Annotated in this window: 17 protein-coding genes and 1 other RNA gene; 14 read left to right on the top strand and 4 right to left on the bottom strand. The window is 65.1% G+C overall.

The features are described 5' to 3' along the window. Positions 1–37: 37 nt before the first annotated feature. Together AC5ZFO_RS41760 and AC5ZFO_RS41755 are read left to right on the top strand one after the other, a co-directional pair. On the top strand, positions 38–1,444 hold the full coding sequence (locus tag AC5ZFO_RS41760; protein ID WP_282525377.1) for an MATE family efflux transporter: 1,407 nt from the start codon (positions 38–40) through the stop codon (positions 1,442–1,444). 90 nt (positions 1,445–1,534) lie between these two features. Then, complete coding sequence (locus AC5ZFO_RS41755; protein ID WP_282525378.1) at positions 1,535–2,815, top strand: O-antigen ligase family protein; 1,281 nt, start codon at positions 1,535–1,537, stop codon at positions 2,813–2,815. On the opposite strand, the gene AC5ZFO_RS41750 is transcribed toward AC5ZFO_RS41755, so the two are convergent. After that, positions 2,812–3,555: a sulfite exporter TauE/SafE family protein gene (locus AC5ZFO_RS41750; RefSeq protein WP_282525379.1), complete on the bottom strand. Its 744-nt coding sequence runs from the start codon at positions 3,553–3,555 to the stop codon at positions 2,812–2,814. The two genes, AC5ZFO_RS41755 and AC5ZFO_RS41750, sit on opposite strands and share 4 nt — an antisense overlap. Before the next feature lie 231 nt (positions 3,556–3,786). Here AC5ZFO_RS41750 and AC5ZFO_RS41745 point away from each other — a divergent pair, with 231 nt between their 5' ends. Beyond that, on the top strand, positions 3,787–4,047 hold the full coding sequence (locus AC5ZFO_RS41745) for a hypothetical protein (protein ID WP_282525380.1): 261 nt from the start codon (positions 3,787–3,789) through the stop codon (positions 4,045–4,047). 7 nt (positions 4,048–4,054) lie between these two features. Here the strand turns inward: AC5ZFO_RS41745 and AC5ZFO_RS41740 are convergent, their stop codons facing one another. After that, entirely contained in the window at positions 4,055–5,425 is a 1,371-nt protein-coding gene (locus AC5ZFO_RS41740; RefSeq protein ID WP_496123662.1) for an aminotransferase-like domain-containing protein, read from the bottom strand. A 79-nt stretch (positions 5,426–5,504) separates the two neighbouring features. On the opposite strand from AC5ZFO_RS41740, the gene AC5ZFO_RS41735 reads away from it, so the two are divergent. Continuing rightward, complete coding sequence (locus AC5ZFO_RS41735; protein ID WP_282525382.1) at positions 5,505–5,936, top strand: DUF983 domain-containing protein; 432 nt, start codon at positions 5,505–5,507, stop codon at positions 5,934–5,936. A 74-nt stretch (positions 5,937–6,010) separates the two neighbouring features. After that, positions 6,011–6,724, top strand: coding sequence for an alpha/beta fold hydrolase (locus AC5ZFO_RS41730; RefSeq protein WP_282525383.1), 714 nt, complete (start codon positions 6,011–6,013; stop codon positions 6,722–6,724). A gap of 223 nt (positions 6,725–6,947) precedes the next feature. On the opposite strand, the gene rnpB is transcribed toward AC5ZFO_RS41730, so the two are convergent. Next, an RNA gene (rnpB, locus tag AC5ZFO_RS41725) (RNase P RNA component class A) lies at positions 6,948–7,364 on the bottom strand. 148 nt (positions 7,365–7,512) lie between these two features. On the opposite strand from rnpB, the gene AC5ZFO_RS41720 reads away from it, so the two are divergent. The 3 genes from AC5ZFO_RS41720 to AC5ZFO_RS41710 all read left to right on the top strand — a co-directional run bounded on the left by AC5ZFO_RS41720 (position 7,513) and on the right by AC5ZFO_RS41710 (position 9,546). Next, on the top strand, positions 7,513–7,863 hold the full coding sequence (locus tag AC5ZFO_RS41720) for a YciI family protein (RefSeq protein WP_282525384.1): 351 nt from the start codon (positions 7,513–7,515) through the stop codon (positions 7,861–7,863). Positions 7,864–7,963: 100 nt separating this feature from the next. Further along, a complete protein-coding gene (locus tag AC5ZFO_RS41715; RefSeq protein ID WP_011089353.1) occupies positions 7,964–8,314 on the top strand; it encodes a YciI family protein in 351 nt (116 codons plus the stop codon). Next, complete coding sequence (locus AC5ZFO_RS41710; RefSeq protein ID WP_404979910.1) at positions 8,311–9,546, top strand: RNA polymerase sigma factor; 1,236 nt, start codon at positions 8,311–8,313, stop codon at positions 9,544–9,546. Before AC5ZFO_RS41715 ends, AC5ZFO_RS41710 begins: the two co-directional genes overlap by 4 nt. Positions 9,547–9,652: 106 nt before the next feature. Here the strand turns inward: AC5ZFO_RS41710 and AC5ZFO_RS41705 are convergent, their stop codons facing one another. Continuing rightward, positions 9,653–10,516, bottom strand: coding sequence for an N-acetylmuramoyl-L-alanine amidase (locus AC5ZFO_RS41705; protein WP_282525385.1), 864 nt, complete (start codon positions 10,514–10,516; stop codon positions 9,653–9,655). Positions 10,517–10,942: 426 nt separating this feature from the next. On the opposite strand from AC5ZFO_RS41705, the gene rsmH reads away from it, so the two are divergent. The 6 genes from rsmH to mraY all read left to right on the top strand — a co-directional run bounded on the left by rsmH (position 10,943) and on the right by mraY (position 18,276). Then, complete coding sequence (gene rsmH, locus AC5ZFO_RS41700; RefSeq protein ID WP_282525386.1) at positions 10,943–11,932, top strand: 16S rRNA (cytosine(1402)-N(4))-methyltransferase RsmH; 990 nt, start codon at positions 10,943–10,945, stop codon at positions 11,930–11,932. Between the two features lie 3 nt (positions 11,933–11,935). Beyond that, the gene (gene ftsL / locus AC5ZFO_RS41695) at positions 11,936–12,328 is read left to right on the top strand and encodes a cell division protein FtsL (RefSeq protein WP_282525387.1); all 393 of its coding nucleotides are present in this window, start codon (positions 11,936–11,938) and stop codon (positions 12,326–12,328) included. Further along, positions 12,325–14,079, top strand: a complete 1,755-nt coding sequence (locus AC5ZFO_RS41690) for a peptidoglycan D,D-transpeptidase FtsI family protein (RefSeq protein ID WP_282525388.1) — start codon at positions 12,325–12,327, stop codon at positions 14,077–14,079. The genes ftsL and AC5ZFO_RS41690 overlap by 4 nt, the downstream gene beginning before the upstream one ends. Positions 14,080–14,163: 84 nt before the next feature. Further along, entirely contained in the window at positions 14,164–15,636 is a 1,473-nt protein-coding gene (locus AC5ZFO_RS41685) for a UDP-N-acetylmuramoyl-L-alanyl-D-glutamate--2,6-diaminopimelate ligase (protein WP_282525389.1), read from the top strand. Next, positions 15,633–17,012: a UDP-N-acetylmuramoyl-tripeptide--D-alanyl-D-alanine ligase gene (locus tag AC5ZFO_RS41680; RefSeq protein WP_282525390.1), complete on the top strand. Its 1,380-nt coding sequence runs from the start codon at positions 15,633–15,635 to the stop codon at positions 17,010–17,012. Before AC5ZFO_RS41685 ends, AC5ZFO_RS41680 begins: the two co-directional genes overlap by 4 nt. 160 nt (positions 17,013–17,172) lie before the next feature. After that, positions 17,173–18,276 carry a phospho-N-acetylmuramoyl-pentapeptide-transferase gene (gene mraY / locus AC5ZFO_RS41675; protein ID WP_028156369.1) on the top strand — a complete coding sequence of 368 codons (1,104 nt, stop codon included), beginning with the start codon at positions 17,173–17,175 and terminating at the stop codon, positions 18,274–18,276. The last annotated feature ends 6 nt before the right edge of the window (positions 18,277–18,282 follow it).

The following is an 18,282-nucleotide window of genomic DNA, read 5'->3' as shown; positions in this document are numbered from 1 at the left end:
GAAAATCCCGCGGTCACGCCGTTAAGGATGGAATGAGATGAAGGACCTGACGCGCGGCTCCATCGTGAGCCACATCTTGCACATGGCGCCTCCGATCGTGGTCGGCATGATCACCATCATGATCTGCCAGCTCGTCGATCTGTACTTCGTCTCGGGACTGGGCGAGGCGGCGATCGCCGGCGTCGCGGCGGCCGGCAATGCCGGCTTTCTGGTCAATGCGCTGATGCAGGTGCTCGGCGTCGGCACGGTTGCGCTGATGGCGCACGCCGTGGGGCGGAAGGACCGCGGCGACGCCAATCTGGTCTTCAACCAGTCGGTCGTCCTGTCGGTGCTGTTCGGGATCCTGACATTGGTCGCGGGCTTCGCGCTGTCGCGCCCTTACATGCGCGCGGTTGCAGCCGACGAAGCTACGGTCGAAGCCGGTACCGTTTATCTGCTCTGGTTCATGCCGGCGCTGGCGCTGCAATTCGCCACGCAAGTGATGGCGGCCGCATTGCGAGCGACCGGCATCGTGCGGCCGAGCATGCTGGTGCAGGCGCTGGCCGTGGTCATCAACATCGCGCTGGCGCCGGTCCTGATCACGGGCTGGGGCACCGGGCACGCGCTCGGTGTCGCCGGTGCCGGCCTTGCCAGCTCGATCGCCGTCTTCATCGGCGTGCTGATGCTGCTCGGCTATTTCCTCAAGCTGGAGCGCTACGTCGCGTTTCACCCCGAGCAATGGCGGCCGCAGCTGCGGGAGTGGAAGAGAATCCTCAATGTCGGCCTGCCCGCGGGCGGGGAATTTGCGATGATCTTCATCATCATGGGCGTGGGCTATTACGTGCTGAGCGTTTTTGGCCCGGCGGCGCAGGCGGGGTTTGGCATCGGGACGCGTCTCCTCGGGCTGATCCAGATGCCGGCGCTCGCCATCGCCCTTGCTGCAGGGCCCATCGCCGGCCAGAATTTCGGCGCCGGCAATGGAGCACGTGTGCGGGAGACTTTTGTCAAGGCGTCGCTTATCGCGACCGCCGTGATGATTGTCTTCATGATCCTCGCGCAGTTCGCGCCCGGTCTGCTACTTGCCGGCTTCTCAAGGGATCAGGAGACGATGGCGGTTGCGTCGCTGTTTCTGCGCCTCGTCTCGCTCAACATGGTGGCGCAGGGGCTGATCTTCACCTGCTCCAGCATGTTTCAGGGGGTTGGCAACACCAAGCCGGTGTTGTGGGCCTCGGCGACGCGGGTCCTCACCTATTCGCTGCCGTCGATCTGGCTCTCGACGTGGCCGGGCTTCCGGATGGAGCATGTCTGGTATTTGTCGATCGCGACGACCACGCTACAGGCCGCCATGAGCGTGTGGCTGTTGCTCCGGGAGTTCAGAAAACGCCTTGCGCTGCCGGCACAGGAGAAGGTCGCGAAGCCGGCAAATCCCGAGCCGGTTGTGCCTCCCATGCGTGAGCCCGCGTAGCACATTGAACGGACGCGCGCTTGTCGCCCACCCACGGCTCCGGCTAGTTTGCCGCGCCGTGGGTGGGCCGCGAATCTGCTGGGGATAGGAATGACCGAGGTGTTGAACGAGCAGGGACGAGCGCAGTGGCTCTCCCCGATCTGGGCGGCGCGCTACCGCACACCGGCCCGCTTCGTTGCGCTGGTCGCGTTGCTGCTGCCCTGGAGCACCACCGGCGTGACTTTTGCGCTCGTGCCGTGGCTGATCGCCTTTGCTTTCATCGACCTACGCGAGCTCCCGCGCTCGCTGCTGCGCCCGATCTGCCTGCTGCCGATTGCGCTGTTCGCGCTGGCACTCGTCGGCATGCTCTGGTCGGATGCGCCCTGGGCCGAGCGGCTGCACGCGCTCGGGCCGCCGGCAAAACTGCTGGTGATCCCTCTGCTGATCTACCAGTTCGAGCGCTGGCCCTTCGGCAAATGGGTTTTTGCGGCGTTCCTGGTCTCCTGCGCACTGCTCATGCTGTATTCCTTCGCTGTCGCAATCGATCCCAGGCTCTCGCTAAAGCTCTATCTGTCGCGCGGGCCCTACCAGGTCGAGAGCGGGATTGCCGTGCGCAACTATATCGACCAGAGCCAGGAATTCGCGCTCTGTGCGATCGCGCTGGTGTACCCGATCGTGACACTGGTCCGGCAGGGCCGCGTTCGGATCGCGGCCTTGTTCGCCGTACTGGCGCTCGGCTTCCTCGCCAACATGATGTTCGTCGTGGTCTCGCGCACGGCACTGGTGACGCTGCCGGTCCTGCTCGTGGTGTTTGCGCTGCTGCATCTGCGCTGGCGGGCGGCGCTCGTCGCCGGCGCTGCGACGGCGTTGGTCGCCGTATCGCTCTGGGCCGTCTCGCCGCATCTGCGCGCGACCATCGGCAAGTTCCAGAGCGATTATGAAAGGAGCCTGGAGGCCGACAACAATTCGATCAGCGGTATGGGCTCGCGTCTCGAATATTGGCGGAAGTCCCTTGGGTTCATCGCCGACGCGCCGCTGATCGGCCACGGCACCGGCTCGATCCGCGGTCTGTTCGCCAGCGTGGCTGCCAATCCGCACGACGACCCGCTGCGCGGCGAGATCGTCAGCAACCCGCACAATCAGACCCTCAGCAACGCCGTGCAGTGGGGCGTGGTCGGCGTGCTGGTCCTCTACGCGCTGTGGATCGCGCACCTCTTGATGTTTCGCGGCGAGGGGCTGGCCTGCTGGATCGGCATGCTGGTCGTGGTGCAGAACATGCTGTCGTCACTGCTCAACACGCATCTGTTCGATTTCACCTCGGGCTGGATCTACGTGCTCGGTGTCGGCGTCGCCGGCGGCATGGCGCTCGCCGCGAAGAGAGCATCGAGCTAGAGCGCGGCAATACTGTTCCAGACGAGGGTCAGGCCCGACAGGAACAACAGGCCGAGCACGACGTCGCCAAAATGCTTGTCGTTCAGCGCATGATAGACGCGGGCGCCGGCCCAGGCGCCGATCAGCGTGCCCGGAAAGGCGACCAGCGCGAGCCAGACCACTTTGAATTCGACGAGACCTGATGCCGTCTGCAACACCAGCGCGGTAGCGAGCACGGTGAAATTGAAGAGCTGGAAGATGCCGCGCCGCTCGTGCTTGTTCCAGCCGCGGATATTGGCCCAGAGGATCGGCAGCGGTCCGGACAATCCGGCGAGGCCGCCGAGAATGCCGCCGGCAAAGCCGATCGCGCCGTCGGCAATGCGGCCACCGAACGTCACGGCGAGCGGCCTCTTGTTGAGATAGAGAGCGGTCGAAAAGATCAGGATCAGCATCCCGACGCTCAGCTTGAACACTTTTGGATCGGCGGAGGCGATCAGCATGGTGCCGAGCGGCACGCCGATCAGGCCCCCAATCAGGAACGGCCAGACCAGCGACAGGTCAAAACTCTTCCACATCGACGGCAGCGTCGAGGTCTGCGCGATCACCGAGCAGATCAGCACCAGGGGCACCGCGAGCGAGGGCGGCAGGACGTAGAGCCAGATGCCGAGCGCCATCAGTGCGGTCCCGAAGCCGGCCAGTCCCGAGACGAAGCCGCCGGCCAGCGCGCCGAACAGCAGCAGCGCATAAGTGAGCGTTTCCAACAGATTGTCCTTGTCGCAACGGACGATCCCGAACTGTTGATCGCCAACGCCCGCATAGCACGGCTGCGGCCGTGCAGGTCAATTCCAAAACCGCACGCAAGCGTGATCCCGAACCGCGGGCATTCGCCAAAGGCAGGCCTACATGACGACCATACTTCAATCCGGGGGCCTGCCCGACGCCATGACGTGCTCCGATTGGCCTTTCCCCGAACGAGATGATGGAGAACGACCATGACCCGCACGAAGATTGCCGTTGCAGCCGCGCTGCTGTCTGCGGCGGCCCTGATGCCGACAATGGCGCAGGCGCAGTTCTCCGAACCCGCGGCCTATCAGGCCGCCCATCCCGACCGCGATGTGCTGAACGGCGGCCGGCTCACGCCTGCGGCGCGCGGGGCTCGTGGCGAGACAGTGGCACCGAGCGAGGCCTATGCGGCTTATCCGTCAGCCGTTGCGCCAGTCGTTCGCCCGCGCCACCGCCGTCACCACCAATAAGAAGTCTCTAGACGATCTGCCTTGTGTCGGCGGGCCTGTGCAAGGCGCCGACCAGGATGCGCAGCGCTTCCGTCAGCTCCGATCGATTGCGGGCGGCGCCGAGCGAGACGCGCGCGGCATGCGGCGGTGTTCCGTCCACAGTGAAAGCGTCGCCGGCGACGACCGCAAGTCCATTCCGCAACAGATGCGCGGCAACGTCGGGGCGGCCGTCCGGCAGCCGCAGCCAGAGATGATGGGCGGCGGGCTTGGCCAGGAACTGAATGCCTTTCAGCGCGCGCTGCGCAAGCTGCTGGCGGCCGATCGCCTCGTTGCGGATGGCGGTGATGATGCGATCGGCGATGCCGGTCTCGATCCAATGCGTCACCAGCGCGACCATCAGCGGCGCCGGCATCTGCACGGTGGCCTGCAGGCCGGCACGCATGTCGCGCTGCGCGGCGTTGTCGGGCGACACGAGATAGGCGACGCGCAGCGCCGGCGCGATGCATTTCGACAGCGTGGTCGCGAGATAGGTCCGCTCCGGAATGAGGTTTGCGATCGGCGATGCCGAACGGTCGAGCAGCCCGTAGGCATCGTCCTCGATCAGAATCGTATCGGCATCGCAGATGATCTTTGCGATGGCGTTGCGCCGCTCGGCGGAAAGCGTCGCGGTGGTCGGATTGTGCAGTGTCGGAATGAGATAGACGGCCTTGGGCCTGTGCGCGCGACAGGCCTTCGCCAGCGCATCGGGCAGGATGCCGCCGTCGTCCATGGCGACACCAATGAGCTTGACGCCGAGCCGCGCCGCGGCGGCCTTGATGCCGGGGAAGGTGAGGGCTTCCGTCAGCACGACGTCGCCGGGCCGTGCGAGATGCGCGAGCAGGTTGAACAGGATCGTCTGCGCGCCCGGAAAGATCACGAGCCTGTCGGCGTGCGCGTGGGGAACGCGGGCACGCATCCAGCGGGCCGCGACCTCGCGCTCATGCGTGCTGCCGCCGGGCGGCTGATAGTTGAGATGCGCCGTCAGGCCCGATTGCGCGCGGATGGCTTCCATCCCGGCCATGATCCGCTCGTCGAGCTGCGCTTCCAGCGGATGCGGCGGTACGTTCATCGACAGGTCGATCGCCACGGGATGCGGCAGGTCAACCGCGCGGCGCGCGCTGGTCTCCGACACGAACGATCCCTGGCCGACGCGCGCTTCCATGATGCCGCGTCGCCGCGCCTCGGTGTAGGCGCGCGTCACCGTGGTGAGGTCGATGCCGAGCGCCTTGGCCAGCGCGCGCTGCGTCGGCAGCTGCTGGCCGCGCACCAGCCGGCCCGCGGCGATGTCGGCCTCCATGGCCTCGACGATGCGCTGGTAGCGCGGCCCGCTCAGCTCCGAGATTGTAGGGGTCCAATCCATGCAATTTAGGCCCATATCCTTTGAATGTATGGATGCAAGATATTATTGTATGGATCGGTGAAAAGGAAGAGGTGCTGTCATGGCAACCGGTTCAGTCTCTCTCACGAAGGCGATGTGGCGTGGTTTCTTGGGCAAGTGCCCGAACTGCGGCGAAGGACATATGTTCGGGCGCTTCCTGAAGGTCGCGGACAGCTGCGACCATTGCGGCGAGGAGCTGTTTCACCAGCGCGCCGATGACTTCCCGGCCTATCTCGTGATGGTCGTGGTTGGTCACCTCGTGGTGCCGGCGATCCTCGCGGTCGAGACGGCCTATGCGCCGGCGGTCTGGTTGCAACTGGCCGTGTGGCTGCCGGTGACGCTGTTCGCTTCACTCGCGCTGCTGCAGCCGACCAAGGGCGCCATCGTCGGGCTGCAATGGCAGATCGGCATGCATGGTTTTGAGGCGGGCAAGCTGCGGCGCGAGGCCACCGAGTTTGCTCCGGCACTTGTGAAGGATTCGCGCGCCGCCTGAAGCAGTCGTGAAGTTTATTTGGCGCGGCCCACCACTACACTCCATCGGACCGACACTAACGATGGAAAATGTAGATGGCCGGATGCCCGAAGATTTTTCTACTCTGTCATGGCGCGTGGTCCGGCGGATGGTCCTGGAAGAAGATGCATCCGTTGATGGCACAGGCCGGCCACCGCCTGATCGTGCCGACCTACACCGGGCTCGGCGAGCGTGAACATCTCGCCAGTCCCGGTGTCGATCTCGACACGCATATCCAGGATATCCTGAACGTCATCAGGTTCGAGGATCTCAATGACATCGTGCTGATCGGCCACAGCTATGGCGGCATGGTCGCCACCGGTGTGGCCGATCGCGCCCGCGAACGCGTGAGGCAGCTGATCTATCTCGATGCCTTCGTGCCGCGTGACGGGCAATCGCTGTTCGATCTCAACGAAGGCGGGCGCGAGCCGATGCGCAAAGCAGCCGCCGCGGGAGACGGCTACCGCATCCCGCCGAATCCGCCGCCGCCGGATACGCCGCAGGCCGATCTCGACTGGCTGGACGAGCGCCGCGTCAACATGCCGATCAAATGCTGCGAGACGAAGCTGAAGCTCGTGCATGGCGAGCCGGCGATGCCGCGCAGCTACATCTATTGCAAGCGCATTCCGCCAGGCGACGTGTTCGGGCAGTTCGCGAAGCGCACGAAGAGCGAGGATGGCTGGCGCTATTTCGAGCTCGATGCGAGTCATGCGCCGAACGTGACGGCGCCCGAGGCTTTGATGGACGTGTTGAACGAGATTGTCGCTTAGTTCGTCATTCCGGGGCGTGCGCAGCACGAACCCGGAATCCATTTCGCCACCAACTCTGTCGCCCGATGGATTCCGGGCTCTCGCTTCGCGAGCCCCGGAATGACGACGGAGGCCAAAATGGTGAGGGGTCCGATGTGCTAGCATCGAACCCCTCGTCACTCTCTTAGTAAGACGCGTTTTCTTCATGCGAACCGGAAAACCACTTCGCTCGAAAACGCTTTAGAATATCAGCCGGCCTGTAAGCCGGGTTCTGTAAGGCACCGTCCGCTTGCGCGAACGATACGTGACGGCCATTCCTCTGGGACCATGTTTGCACATGGCCTCGAGCAACCTACCCGGACGGCGGGCCTGACATCGCCCCGCGGCGTTATCGCTTGCGCGAACAGCCCGCTACGCCGTCCCTATTCGGTTTTGCTCCCGGTGGGGTTTACCATGCCGGCTCCGTTGCCGGAGCCGCGGTGCGCTCTTACCGCACCTTTTCACCCTTACTTCCTCCGAGGAGGAAGCGGTTCGTTCTCTGTGGCACTTTCCCTGGGGTTGCCCCCGCCGGACGTTATCCGGCACCGTATGTCAAGGGAGCCCGGACTTTCCTCCCCGGCGGCCTTTCGGCACTTGCAGGGGCGGCCGTCCGGCCGACTGACGGCCTACGCATGGGCATTTGTGACGGTTTCGTCAAGCAGAGATCGCCGCGCACGCCGGCTGCGAATAATTTATCCTGAACATGTCGTTGGGCGTGGGCCCGCTTCGACTGGATGCCGGCAATCCAGCCGAGCAACAGGAGTTAGGCGATGCAGTATTTGCTGCTGATCTACCGGAACGAAGCTCAACAGAGCAAGATGGACCCCGCAGATTACCAGAAGCTGTCGGCGGAGTATTCCGCCTACACCCAGTCCATCGTCCAGAGCGGCAACTTCAAGGCCGGCGACGGGCTCCAGCCGACCTCGACTGCGACCACCGTTCGCGTTCGCGACGGCAAGATACTCGCGACCGACGGTCCGTTCGCCGAGACCCGCGAGCAACTCGGCGGCTATTATCTCGTCGAGGCGAGAGACCTCGACGTCGCGATAGCAATGGCGGCGCGGATTCCCGGAGCCAGGGACGGATCGATCGAAGTCAGGCCCGTGATGATCTACAAATGATCTCGTCCCCTGATATCGAATAATTATCCCGAGGATGTCGTTTGATGTTGGCCCCGTTCGACTGGATGTCGGCAATCAGGCCGAACAACAGGAGTAAGCCATGCAGTACCTACTGCTGATCTACCGGAGCGAAGCGGAATTGAGCAAGATGACCCCCGCAGACCGTCAGGCGATGTCGGCGGAGTACGGCACTTATACGCAGTCGATCGTCCAGAGCGGCCATTTCAAGGCCGGCGACGGGCTTCAGCCGACCACGACCGCGACCACCGTGCGCGTGCGCGATGGTAAGACCCTGACCACCGACGGTCCGTTCGCCGAGACCCGCGAGCAACTCGGCGGCTACTATCTGGTCGAGGCCAAGGATCTCGACACCGCCATTGGGCTGGCCGCGCGGATTCCCGGGGCCAAGGAGGGATCCATCGAGGTCAGGCCGGTCATGATCTACAAGTGATCTCTCCAGCCGACATCGCTCGGATCTTTCGCGACGAGGCGGGGCGGGTGCTTGCCACGCTGATCCGCCTCGTCGGCGATTTCGATCTCGCCGAGGACGCACTCCAGGATGCCTTCGCGGTCGTGCTCGAACGCTGGTCGGCGGGCGAGGTGCCCGATAATCCGCGCGCCTGGCTCGTCAATGTCGGTCGCAACAAGGCGATTGATCGCATCCGACGGCAGGCCGTGTTCCGCGGCAAGCAGCAGGAGCTCGTGCATGAGCTCGAGCTCAACGCCCAAGCGCCGGACGAGCCGCCGGCGATGCTCGACGACGACATGCTGCGGCTGATCTTCACGTGCTGCCATCCAGCCTTCGCCATCGAGGTCCAGGTCGCGCTGACGCTGCGTACCGTCTGCGGGCTGTCCATGGCGCAGGTCGCGCGCGCCTTTCTCGTCGGCGAGGATGCGATGGCGCAGCGCCTCGTCCGCGCCAAGCAGAAGATCAGGCTCGCCGGCATTCCTTATGAAGTGCCCGAGCACGCCGCGCTTGCGCCGCGGCTCAACGGCGTGCTCGCCGTGATCTATCTCGTCTTCACCGAAGGCTATGTTGCGACCTCGGGCGCGGATTTGATGCGGCCTGATCTCGCGGCCGAGGCGATCAGGCTCGGTCGCCTGCTCGACCGGCTGATGCCGGATCGCGCCGGGATCAAGGGCCTGCTGGCCCTGATGCTGCTGCACGATGCGCGTCGCGCCGGGCGCGAGACCTCGGCGGGTGACATCGTGCTGCTGGAAGAGCAGGACCGCACGTTGTGGAATCGCACGCAAATCGAGGAGGGCCTGCGTCTGGTCGATGTTGCGCTGCGCGTGCCCGGCCCACCACAAGCCTATGCGGTGCAGGCCGCGATCGCCGCGCTGCATGCGCGTGCGCCGAGTTTTGAGCAGACCGACTGGCCGCAGATCGCCGGACTCTATGAGGTGCTGCTGCGCATCAGTCCGTCTCCGGTGATCGAGCTCAACCACGCCGCGGCGGTGTCGATGGTCGACGGTCCGGGACGCGCGCTCGATCTCGTCGATGCGACCGCCGCGCGTGGCGGGCTTCGTGGCTATGAGCTGTTGCCGGCGGTGCGTGCGGATTTGCTGCGAAGATTGGGGCGCAAGGACGAGGCGCGCGAGGCATACCGCGCAGCGACGGAGGCGACGCAACTCGAACCGTTGCGGCGGCTCTATGGGCGACGGATGCGGGAGATGGAGTAGCTGCCACATACTCCGTCATTGCGAGGAGCGAAGCGACGAAGCAATCCAGACTCTTTCCACGGAGACGGTCTGGATTGCTTCGCTGCGCTCGCAATGACGAACACCGTCACTTCGCCGCGACAGCCGTTGCGTCCGCCGGCAGGCTCGCGAGCAACGCCTGCAATGTCGACAGCGTCGAGTGATCCGCGACACCATCGAGCCGCGCCGGGCGGAAATGGCGTTGGAAGGCGGTAACGACTTCCATCGTCGCGGCGTCGTATTTGCCGGTCAGCGGCACGCCGTAGCCGTATCGGGCGAGCGCCTGCTGCAGGCTCAGCACCTCGTCGCTGATGGTGCCGAGCATCAGGCTCTCGCCGCGCACGACCGGCGCGGGCGTCACCCAGTGTCCGACACCGGAATTGGCCAGCGAATGCCACGGAAATTTCTCGCCGGGATCCTTCTTGCGCGCGGGCGCGACGTCGGAATGGCCAAGCACCCGGTGCGCGGCCACCTTGCGGCGAAGCATGATGCCGCGGCACAGCGCGATCACGGCGGCGATCTGGCGCAGCGGATATTCCGGATAGCCCCAATCATGGCCGCGATTGATGATCTCGATGCCGATCGAGCAGGAGTTGATGTCGTCCTCGCCGGCCCAGGACGAGACGCCCGCATGCCAAGCGCGCTTGGCCTCGGGCACGCATTGCACGATGCGGCCGTCCTCCAGCACGACGTAATGCGCCGACACTTCGGTGCCCGCCGTGCACAGCCGCGCCAGCGCGCCCTCGACGTCGGGCATGCCGGTGTAGTGCAGCACGATCATATCCGGCTGCCGTCCCTTGTTGCGGTCGCCATGGTTCGGCGAAGGGATGATGTCGGAGACGATCGAGGAATCCGGCTCAAACGTCCGCGTGTTCGCCGCGGCCTTGGGAACCGGGAGAACGCGTTGACGCTTCGAATCAGATCCAGACGGCGTGGACGGACCGGACGACATAGACAACTCAAGTCGGAGAGAGGGCCAAGCCCTTCTCTTTACTATTCCTTTACCCTCCGCCGCACGCAATCGCGCGGCGCGGTTAACGGATGCATTTTGGCGCATGTGTGTGGATGGAGCATCACCGACGCGTCACCTTTTCGACTTGTAACAAGCCGATCAACGCTTTCTTAACGCTAAGGGCCGTTACTGAGGATTGAAGAGCCGACCCGCGTCCGGAGGCGGCCAAAGCGTATTTTGGCTCGAAATCCCATGGCTGCCCGACAAATTCCACTGGGAACTCCGGGTTTGCGACCCGGGATGACCGGGCTCGGTAAGCATGCTGGACGAGGGTTGGGTCGTGGAACCGCCGCGACGCGGAATTATTCGAGGCGTTATGGACTCGCTCGTCCCAGATCTCGCATGGACGCTCTGCGGGTGTGGCGCATGAGTTCGGTTCCGCACATCCCCGTTCTTGGCCGTGAGGCGGTCGATCATCTCGCGCCGCGCGCGGGTGGGATCTATGTCGACGCCACCTTCGGCGCCGGCGGCTACAGCCGCGCCATTCTCGACGTGTCGGGAACCCGGCTGATTGCGATCGATCGCGACCGCACGGCGATCGCCGGCGGGGCCGAGCTGGTCGAACGCTCCGCGGGCCGGCTGACACTGGTTGAGGACCGCTTCTCCAATCTCGCCGAGGTCTGTGCGGCGCAAGGCGTCGATGCCGTCGACGGCGTCGTGATGGATGTCGGGGTCTCCTCGATGCAGCTCGACCAGGCCGGCCGCGGCTTCTCCTTTCGTCTCGACGGTCCGCTCGACATGCGGATGGGGCAGGCCGGGCCGACGGCGGCCGACATCGTCGCGCGCGCCTCGGAGAGCGATCTCGCCGACATCATCTATCTCTTTGGTGAGGAGCGGCAGTCGCGCCGTATCGCCCGCGCCATCGTTGCCGACCGGCAGGAGACGCCGTTCACGACAACGCGCGCGCTTGCCGATCTCGTCGGCAGGGTCGTGCGCTCGAAACCCGGCGATATTCATCCGGCGACGCGAACGTTCCAGGCCCTGCGCATCTTCGTCAATGAAGAGCTCGAGGAACTCCAGACCGCGCTCGCTGCGGCCGAGCGCGTGCTCAAGCCGGACGGCCGCCTCGTGGTGGTCTCGTTCCACTCGCTGGAAGACCGCATCGTCAAGAATTTCCTCTCCGAGCGTAGCAAGACCGGCGGCGGCTCGCGGCATCTGCCGGAAGTCGCGCAAGCCGCGCCGAGCTTCCAACTGCTGACCCGGCGGCCGGTGATCGCGGGTGAGGCGGAAGTCGCGCATAATCCGCGCGCGCGCTCCGCAAAGCTGCGCGCCGCTGAACGTACCGATGCGCCCGCGCACAAGGATGATGAGTCCTCGTCCTGGCCAAAACTCGCCGACGTGATGAGGGGTGGCTAGCGCATGCGCTTCATCCACCTCCTCGTCATCGGCGCGCTGATCTTTGCGGCGGCCTATGTCTACCGGATCAAGATGGACTCCACGGCGCGCACCGAAAAGGTGCTGCGGCTGCATGCGGAGATCCGCGAGCAGCGCGACGCGATCGCGGCGCTGCGCTCCGAATGGGCCAAGCTCGATGCGCCCTTGCGCCTGCAGGGCCTGTCCGATCGGCATCTGCCGCTCAAACCGGTCAACGGCACGCAATATGACTCGCTGAAGAACCTGCCGGAGCGTCCGCCGCGGATGTTCAGGCCGGGCGAGACGGATCCGATCGGGGCCATGCTCAACACCATCGAAGCCGCGAGCGATCCGGATACGGTGACGGGCTCCGTGCCTCAACCCGAGGACAAGCAATGAGCGCTGTGACCCCGGCCAAGCCAACTCAAAAGCCGCCCGAGCCCTGGCGGCAGCGGCTGATCCGCAGCCTGCTCTACGGGCGCAATGTTGACCGCGCCGCGAAGGCGCGCGCGCGCGTCGGCCTCGCGATGCTCGCCTTTACCTCGGTCTACGTCCTGATCGGCGGCCGCCTCGTGATGTTCGCGATCGGTGCCGATGCCCACAGCGCGCGCCGTGCTGCCGCGCAAGAGGTGGTCGCGACCGCGCGGCCCGACATCGTCGACCGCAACGGCGCGATCCTCGCAACCGACGTCAAGGCGGCGAGCCTGTTCGGCGAGCCGCGCCGCATCATCGACAAGGACGAGGCGATCGAGCTTCTGACCGCGACCGTGCCCGACCTCGACGAAGCCGAGGTGCGCGAGCGCCTGTCGTCGCGCAAGGGTTTCGTCTGGCTCAAGCGCGAGGTCACCGCGAAGCAGCAGCAGGACATCCACAAGCTCGGCGTTCCCGGCATCGGTTTCCTGCGCGAGAACAAGCGCGTCTATCCGACCGGCAACGAGGTCGCCCACCTCATCGGTCTGGTCAACATCGACAATCAGGGCATCGCCGGCATGGAGAAGTGGCTCGACAATCAAGGGCTCGCCGATCTCCACCGCGCCGGCTTTGCCACCGACCGGCTGCAGAAGCCGATCGAGCTCTCGATCGACCTGCGCGTCGAGCACGCGCTGCGCGACGAATTGTTGAAGGCCAAGGAGAAGTACCACACCAAGGCCGCCTCCGGCATCGTCTCGAATGTCAAGACCGGCGAGATCGTGGCGATGGTCTCGCTTCCGGACTTCGATCCCAACAATCCGAAGGAAGCGCACGACCCGGATCGCATCAACCGCCTGACCACGGGCGTCTACGAGATGGGCTCGACCTTCAAGGCGTTCACGCTGGCAATGGCGCTCGACTCCGGCAAAATCAATCTGAACTCGATGTGGGATGCACGTGGAAACCTGCACTACGGCAAGTTCACCATCCATGACAGTCATGCGCTCGGACGTTTCATCAACACCAAGGAAGTGTTCTATTACTCCTCCAACATCGGCGCTGCGCGGATCGCGCTCGGCCAGGGCGTCGAGGCGCACAAGGCGTTCCTTGCCAAGATGGGCCAGTTGACGCGGCTGCGCACCGAGCTGCCCGAGAGCGCGGCTCCGTTGGTGCCGCGCCGCTGGAGTGAGCTGAACACGGTGACCATCGCGTTCGGCCAGGGCCTGTCGGTGGCGCCCCTCCAGGCGGTGATGGGCATCAACGCGCTGATGAACGGTGGCTATTTGATTCCGCCGACCTTCATGAAGCGAAGCGAGTCCGAAGCGGCGGCGATGGCCAAGCGCGTGATCAAGCAAGAGACCAGCGACAAGATGCGGTATCTGATGCGGCTCAACGCAGAGGTCGGGTCGGCGAAACAGGCAGACGTCAAGGGCTATTATGTCGGCGGCAAGACCGGCACGTCCGAGAAAGTCATCAATGGCCGCTACGCCAAGAAGCGGGTGCTCAATTCCTTCACGGCGATCATGCCCTCCGACAATCCAAAATATCAGATCCTGATCATGCTGGACGAGCCGCAGGCGCTGCCCGAAACGCATGGTTTCATCACCTCGGGCTGGAACGCGGTGCCGACCGGCGGCAAGGTGATCGAGCGGATCGCGCCGCTTCTGGGCATCGAGCCACGATTTGACCTGCCGCCGTCCGACCGCCTTATTCTTGCAGCATCCAGGACAACCCAGTAATCAACGGGGGAGGCCGTCGCCGCTGCTGAGTCGCGGCTTTTCCGAAGATTCGGCTTTCCGGCACGGCATGTCGACTGGAAGACCATGAAGCTGCGCGACCTCCTAGGTCAGGACGTTCTGGGCAATGATGCCGCAATCGAGCCCGCTGTCGCGGCGCTCGATGTGACGGGCGTTGCGCTCGACAGCCGTGTGGTCAAGTCCGGCGATCTCTTCTTCGCGCTCGCGGGCAGCAAGACCGACGGCGCGCGCTTCATCGATGCCGCGATTGCGGCAGGCGCGGTGGCGATCGTCGGCGACCATGCGCCAGCGGCCAGCAAGGTGCCGTTCGTTACCGTGGCCAATCCGCGCCGCGCGCTGGCGCTGGCTGCGGCCAAATTCTTCCCCGCGCAGCCCGGGACCATCGTGGCGGTGACCGGCACCAGCGGCAAGACCTCGGTCGCCGCGTTCACGCGCCAGATCTGGGAGCGGCTGGGGCATGCCTCCGCCAGCATCGGCACCATTGGTCTCGTCTCGCCCAAGCGCACCGTCTACGGTTCGCTGACGACGCCGGATCCGATCGCGCTGCACCGGCAGCTCGATGAGATCGCGCGCGAAGGCGTGACGCATCTCGCCTTCGAGGCGTCCTCGCACGGGCTCGACCAGTACCGCCTCGACGGCGTCCGTGTCTCCGCCGGCGGCTTCACCAATCTCTCGCGCGACCACATGGATTACCATCCCACCGTCGCGCATTATCTCGCAGCAAAACTGCGCCTGTTCCGCGAGCTGGTCCCGGCGGATGGCGCGGCGGTGATCTCCGCCGACCATGATTGCTCGGCGGAAGCAATCAATGCTGCGAGGTCGCACGGCCTGCGCGTGATGGCGGTCGGCCGCAACGGCGACGGGGCAGGTGAGGGCATTCGTCTCGCCGGCGCCGAGGTCGAAGGTTTTTCGCAAGTCCTTGCCGTCGAGCATCGCGGCAAGCGTTATGCGGTCCGGCTGCCGCTGGCCGGCGAATTCCAGATCGAGAACGCACTGGTGTCGGCCGGTCTGGCGATCGGTACCGGCAGCGATCCGGCCAACGTGTTTGCGAGCCTCGAACATCTCGAAGGCGCCAAGGGTCGGCTCGAGCGCGTCGGCGAGCGCAACGGTGCGCCGATCTTCGTCGACTACGCCCACAAGCCCGACGCGTTGGAGAAGGCGTTGCAGGCTTTGCGGCCTTACGCAAAACGCAGGCTGGTCGTCGTGTTCGGCGCCGGCGGCGACCGCGATGCCGGCAAGCGCCCGATCATGGGCGAGATCGCGGCCGAGAACGCCGACCGCGTCATCATCACCGACGACAATCCGCGCAGCGAGAGGCCGGAAGCCATTCGCGCCGAAATCCTCGCCACCGCAAAAGGTGCCCGCGAAATCGGCGACCGCGCCGCGGCGATCCGCACTGCGATCGCGGAGTTGGAAGACGGTGATGCGCTGCTCGTCGCCGGCAAGGGCCACGAGACCGGGCAGATCGTCGGCGGCGAGGTGCTGCCCTTCAGTGATCACGAGGCGGTCGCCGCCGCATTAGCGTCGAGGAATGCATGAGCGCGCCAATATGGACGGTTGCCGACGTGGCGCGTGCGCTGGGCGCTGCGGGATCATTTCCGGACACGCCGATCGAGTTCGTTACCCAGGACAGCCGCCTGGTGAAGCCGGGCAGCCTGTTCGTCGCGCTCAGCGGCACGCCGAGCGGCGGCTTCATCTCGGCCTTCGCCAGCGCGCGTGACGGCTGGGAGTTCGCCGACAAGGCGGAGGCGTCGGGCGCGGTCGCGATGATCGTGCCGCACGAGATCGCCGGCATCGGCATTCCCCAGATCGTCGTCAAGGACACGCTGATCGACGGTCTCTGGGGCCTCGCACGCGCCGCACGCGCTCGTTTCAACGGACCTGTGATCGGGCTCACTGGCAGTGCGGGCAAGACCAGCACGAAGGAATTCCTTGCGGCCTATCCCGGCGCCTATGCGAGCCCGTCGAGCTTCAACAATTTCTGGGGCGTGCCGCTGACGCTGTGCAACGCCAAGCCCGATGCCAGTCTGTGGGTCGTCGAGATGGGCATGAACCAGACCGGCGAGATCGCGCGGCTCAGCGAGCTCACGCGGCCGACCGTCGCGCTCGTCGTCAACGTTCAGCCGGTGCATCTGGAAAAGCTCGGCTCGCTCGAAGCCATCAGGCGCGAGAAGGTGTCGATCGCGCTCGGCCTGCGCGAGGACGGCGTGCTGGTGCTGCCTGCCGGGATCAAGGCGCCGGACTGGAAGGGCAAGGTGGTACGGTTCGGCGAGAAAGCCGAGGTGCACGAGGTCGCGCACGCGCCGCATGGCGAGAGCTGGCAGGTCGTGGCCGCGCTCGGCAAGAAGGAGATCGCGTTCAGCCTGACGCCGGGCGCACCGCACCGCGTGCAGAATGCGCTCGCGGCGCTCGCCTCGATTCGCGCGGCGAACCTCGATGCGGCGACGCTCGCGATCAAGCTCGACCGGGTCGGCATCATGACCGGCCGTGGCGTCGAGCAGGCGATCGGCGGCGTCACCGTGATCGACGACAGCTTCAACGGCAATCCGGCCAGCGTGGCTGCTGCACTGCAAAGCCTCCAGGCGCGCAACGTTACCGCCGGCCGCCGCATTGCGGTGCTCGGCGACATGCTGGAACTGGGCGATGACGCACCAAGCTACCATACGGCCCTCGCCAAGCATCTCGACGGCATCGACGGCGTCTACTGCGTCGGTCCCTTGATGCGCCATCTCTACGACGTGTTGCCGGCGGGCAAGGGCCTGGGCTGGCACGACGACCCCGCCACGCTGAAGCCGGGCGAGGTCGCAAATCTGCTGAGGGCAGGCGATGTCGTGGTTGTCAAGGGCAGCAAGAAGATGTTCTGGGTCAACAAGTTTGTGCCGGGCCTAGTGGCCGCCTTGCAGGCAAAGGCGTAAACTGCTTGGAAGGCGCAGTTCCCGAATCCCACCCTTTGCGGCGCGAAGCCGTCCGTTTTCCCAGAGGTCGCCCGACCCATGAAGAAGACCCGCGAATGCGCGTGAGACAAGTCAAGGCCAATACCAGGGCCGCGTGCAAAGGCGCCATAGGATCGTCTGAATGTTTTACTGGCTGATCGAGCTCTCCAACACATTTCCCGGCTTCGGTGCCGTTCGCACCTTCCTGAACGTCTTCCGCTACATCACCTTCCGCACCGGCGGCGCCGTCGTCACCGGCGCGCTGTTCGTGTTCCTGTTCGGGCCCTGGATCATCGACCATCTGCGCATCCGTCAGGGCAAGGGTCAGCCGATCCGGACCGACGGCCCGCAATCGCATCTCGCCAAGAAAGGCACGCCCACCATGGGCGGGCTGATGATCCTGTCCGGCCTCACGGTCGGCACCGTGTTGTGGGCCAATCCGCTCAACCCCTATGTCTGGATCGTGCTGGCGGTGACGCTCGGCTTCGGCTTCGTCGGCTTCTATGACGATTACCTCAAGGTGACCAAGCAGACCACGACGGGCTTCGGCAGCAAGCTGCGCCTGCTGATCGAGGCCGCCATTGCGCTGGTCGCCTGCTATGCGCTGGTGCGGTTGAACCGCGATCCCGCGTCAACCGCGCTGACGATTCCCTTCCTCAAGGACACCGTGCTGCATTTCGGCTGGTTCTTCGTCGTGTTCGGCGCTTTCGTCATCGTCGGCGCCGGCAACGCGGTGAACCTCACCGACGGTCTCGACGGCCTCGCCATCGTTCCCGTGATGATCGCGACCGCGAGCTTTGCGATGATCGCCTATCTCGCCGGCAACGCGGTGTTCGCCGACTACCTCCAGATCAAATATGTCGCCGGCACCGGCGAGCTCGCGGTGCTCTGCGGCGCGCTCCTGGGCGCCGGTCTCGGGTTCCTCTGGTTCAACGCGCCGCCGGCCTCGATCTTCATGGGCGACACCGGCTCGCTCGCGCTCGGCGGCATGCTCGGCGCAATCGCGGTCGCGGTGAAGCACGAGATCGTGCTCGCGGTGATCGGCGGCCTGTTCGTGCTGGAGGCGGTCTCCGTCATTGTGCAGGTGGTATCGTTCAAGATGACGGGAAAACGCATCTTCCGCATGGCGCCGATCCATCACCATTTCGAGCAGCTCGGCTGGACCGAGCCGCAGATCGTGATCCGCTTCTGGATCATCTCGGTGATGCTGGCGCTTGCCGGTCTCTCGACGCTGAAGCTGCGGTGATCGATC

This window comes from Bradyrhizobium sp. Unk1 (assembly GCF_059512345.1).
This window is presented reverse-complemented; position numbering and strand designations above follow the sequence as displayed.

Coding starts and splice junctions, on each gene's coding strand:
- AC5ZFO_RS41720 (WP_282525384.1), top strand. CDS start 7,513: ATGCAGTATTTGCTGCTGATCTACCGGAACGAAGCTCAACAGAGCAAG.
- AC5ZFO_RS41715 (WP_011089353.1), top strand. CDS start 7,964: ATGCAGTACCTACTGCTGATCTACCGGAGCGAAGCGGAATTGAGCAAG.
- AC5ZFO_RS41745 (WP_282525380.1), top strand. CDS start 3,787: ATGACCCGCACGAAGATTGCCGTTGCAGCCGCGCTGCTGTCTGCGGCG.
- AC5ZFO_RS41735 (WP_282525382.1), top strand. CDS start 5,505: ATGGCAACCGGTTCAGTCTCTCTCACGAAGGCGATGTGGCGTGGTTTC.
- ftsL (WP_282525387.1), top strand. CDS start 11,936: ATGCGCTTCATCCACCTCCTCGTCATCGGCGCGCTGATCTTTGCGGCG.
- AC5ZFO_RS41760 (WP_282525377.1), top strand. CDS start 38: ATGAAGGACCTGACGCGCGGCTCCATCGTGAGCCACATCTTGCACATG.
- AC5ZFO_RS41740 (WP_496123662.1), bottom strand. CDS start 5,425: ATGGATTGGACCCCTACAATCTCGGAGCTGAGCGGGCCGCGCTACCAG.
- AC5ZFO_RS41755 (WP_282525378.1), top strand. CDS start 1,535: ATGACCGAGGTGTTGAACGAGCAGGGACGAGCGCAGTGGCTCTCCCCG.
- AC5ZFO_RS41690 (WP_282525388.1), top strand. CDS start 12,325: ATGAGCGCTGTGACCCCGGCCAAGCCAACTCAAAAGCCGCCCGAGCCC.
- AC5ZFO_RS41705 (WP_282525385.1), bottom strand. CDS start 10,516: ATGTCGTCCGGTCCGTCCACGCCGTCTGGATCTGATTCGAAGCGTCAA.
- AC5ZFO_RS41680 (WP_282525390.1), top strand. CDS start 15,633: ATGAGCGCGCCAATATGGACGGTTGCCGACGTGGCGCGTGCGCTGGGC.
- AC5ZFO_RS41730 (WP_282525383.1), top strand. CDS start 6,011: ATGGCCGGATGCCCGAAGATTTTTCTACTCTGTCATGGCGCGTGGTCC.
- mraY (WP_028156369.1), top strand. CDS start 17,173: ATGTTTTACTGGCTGATCGAGCTCTCCAACACATTTCCCGGCTTCGGT.
- rsmH (WP_282525386.1), top strand. CDS start 10,943: ATGAGTTCGGTTCCGCACATCCCCGTTCTTGGCCGTGAGGCGGTCGAT.
- AC5ZFO_RS41685 (WP_282525389.1), top strand. CDS start 14,164: ATGAAGCTGCGCGACCTCCTAGGTCAGGACGTTCTGGGCAATGATGCC.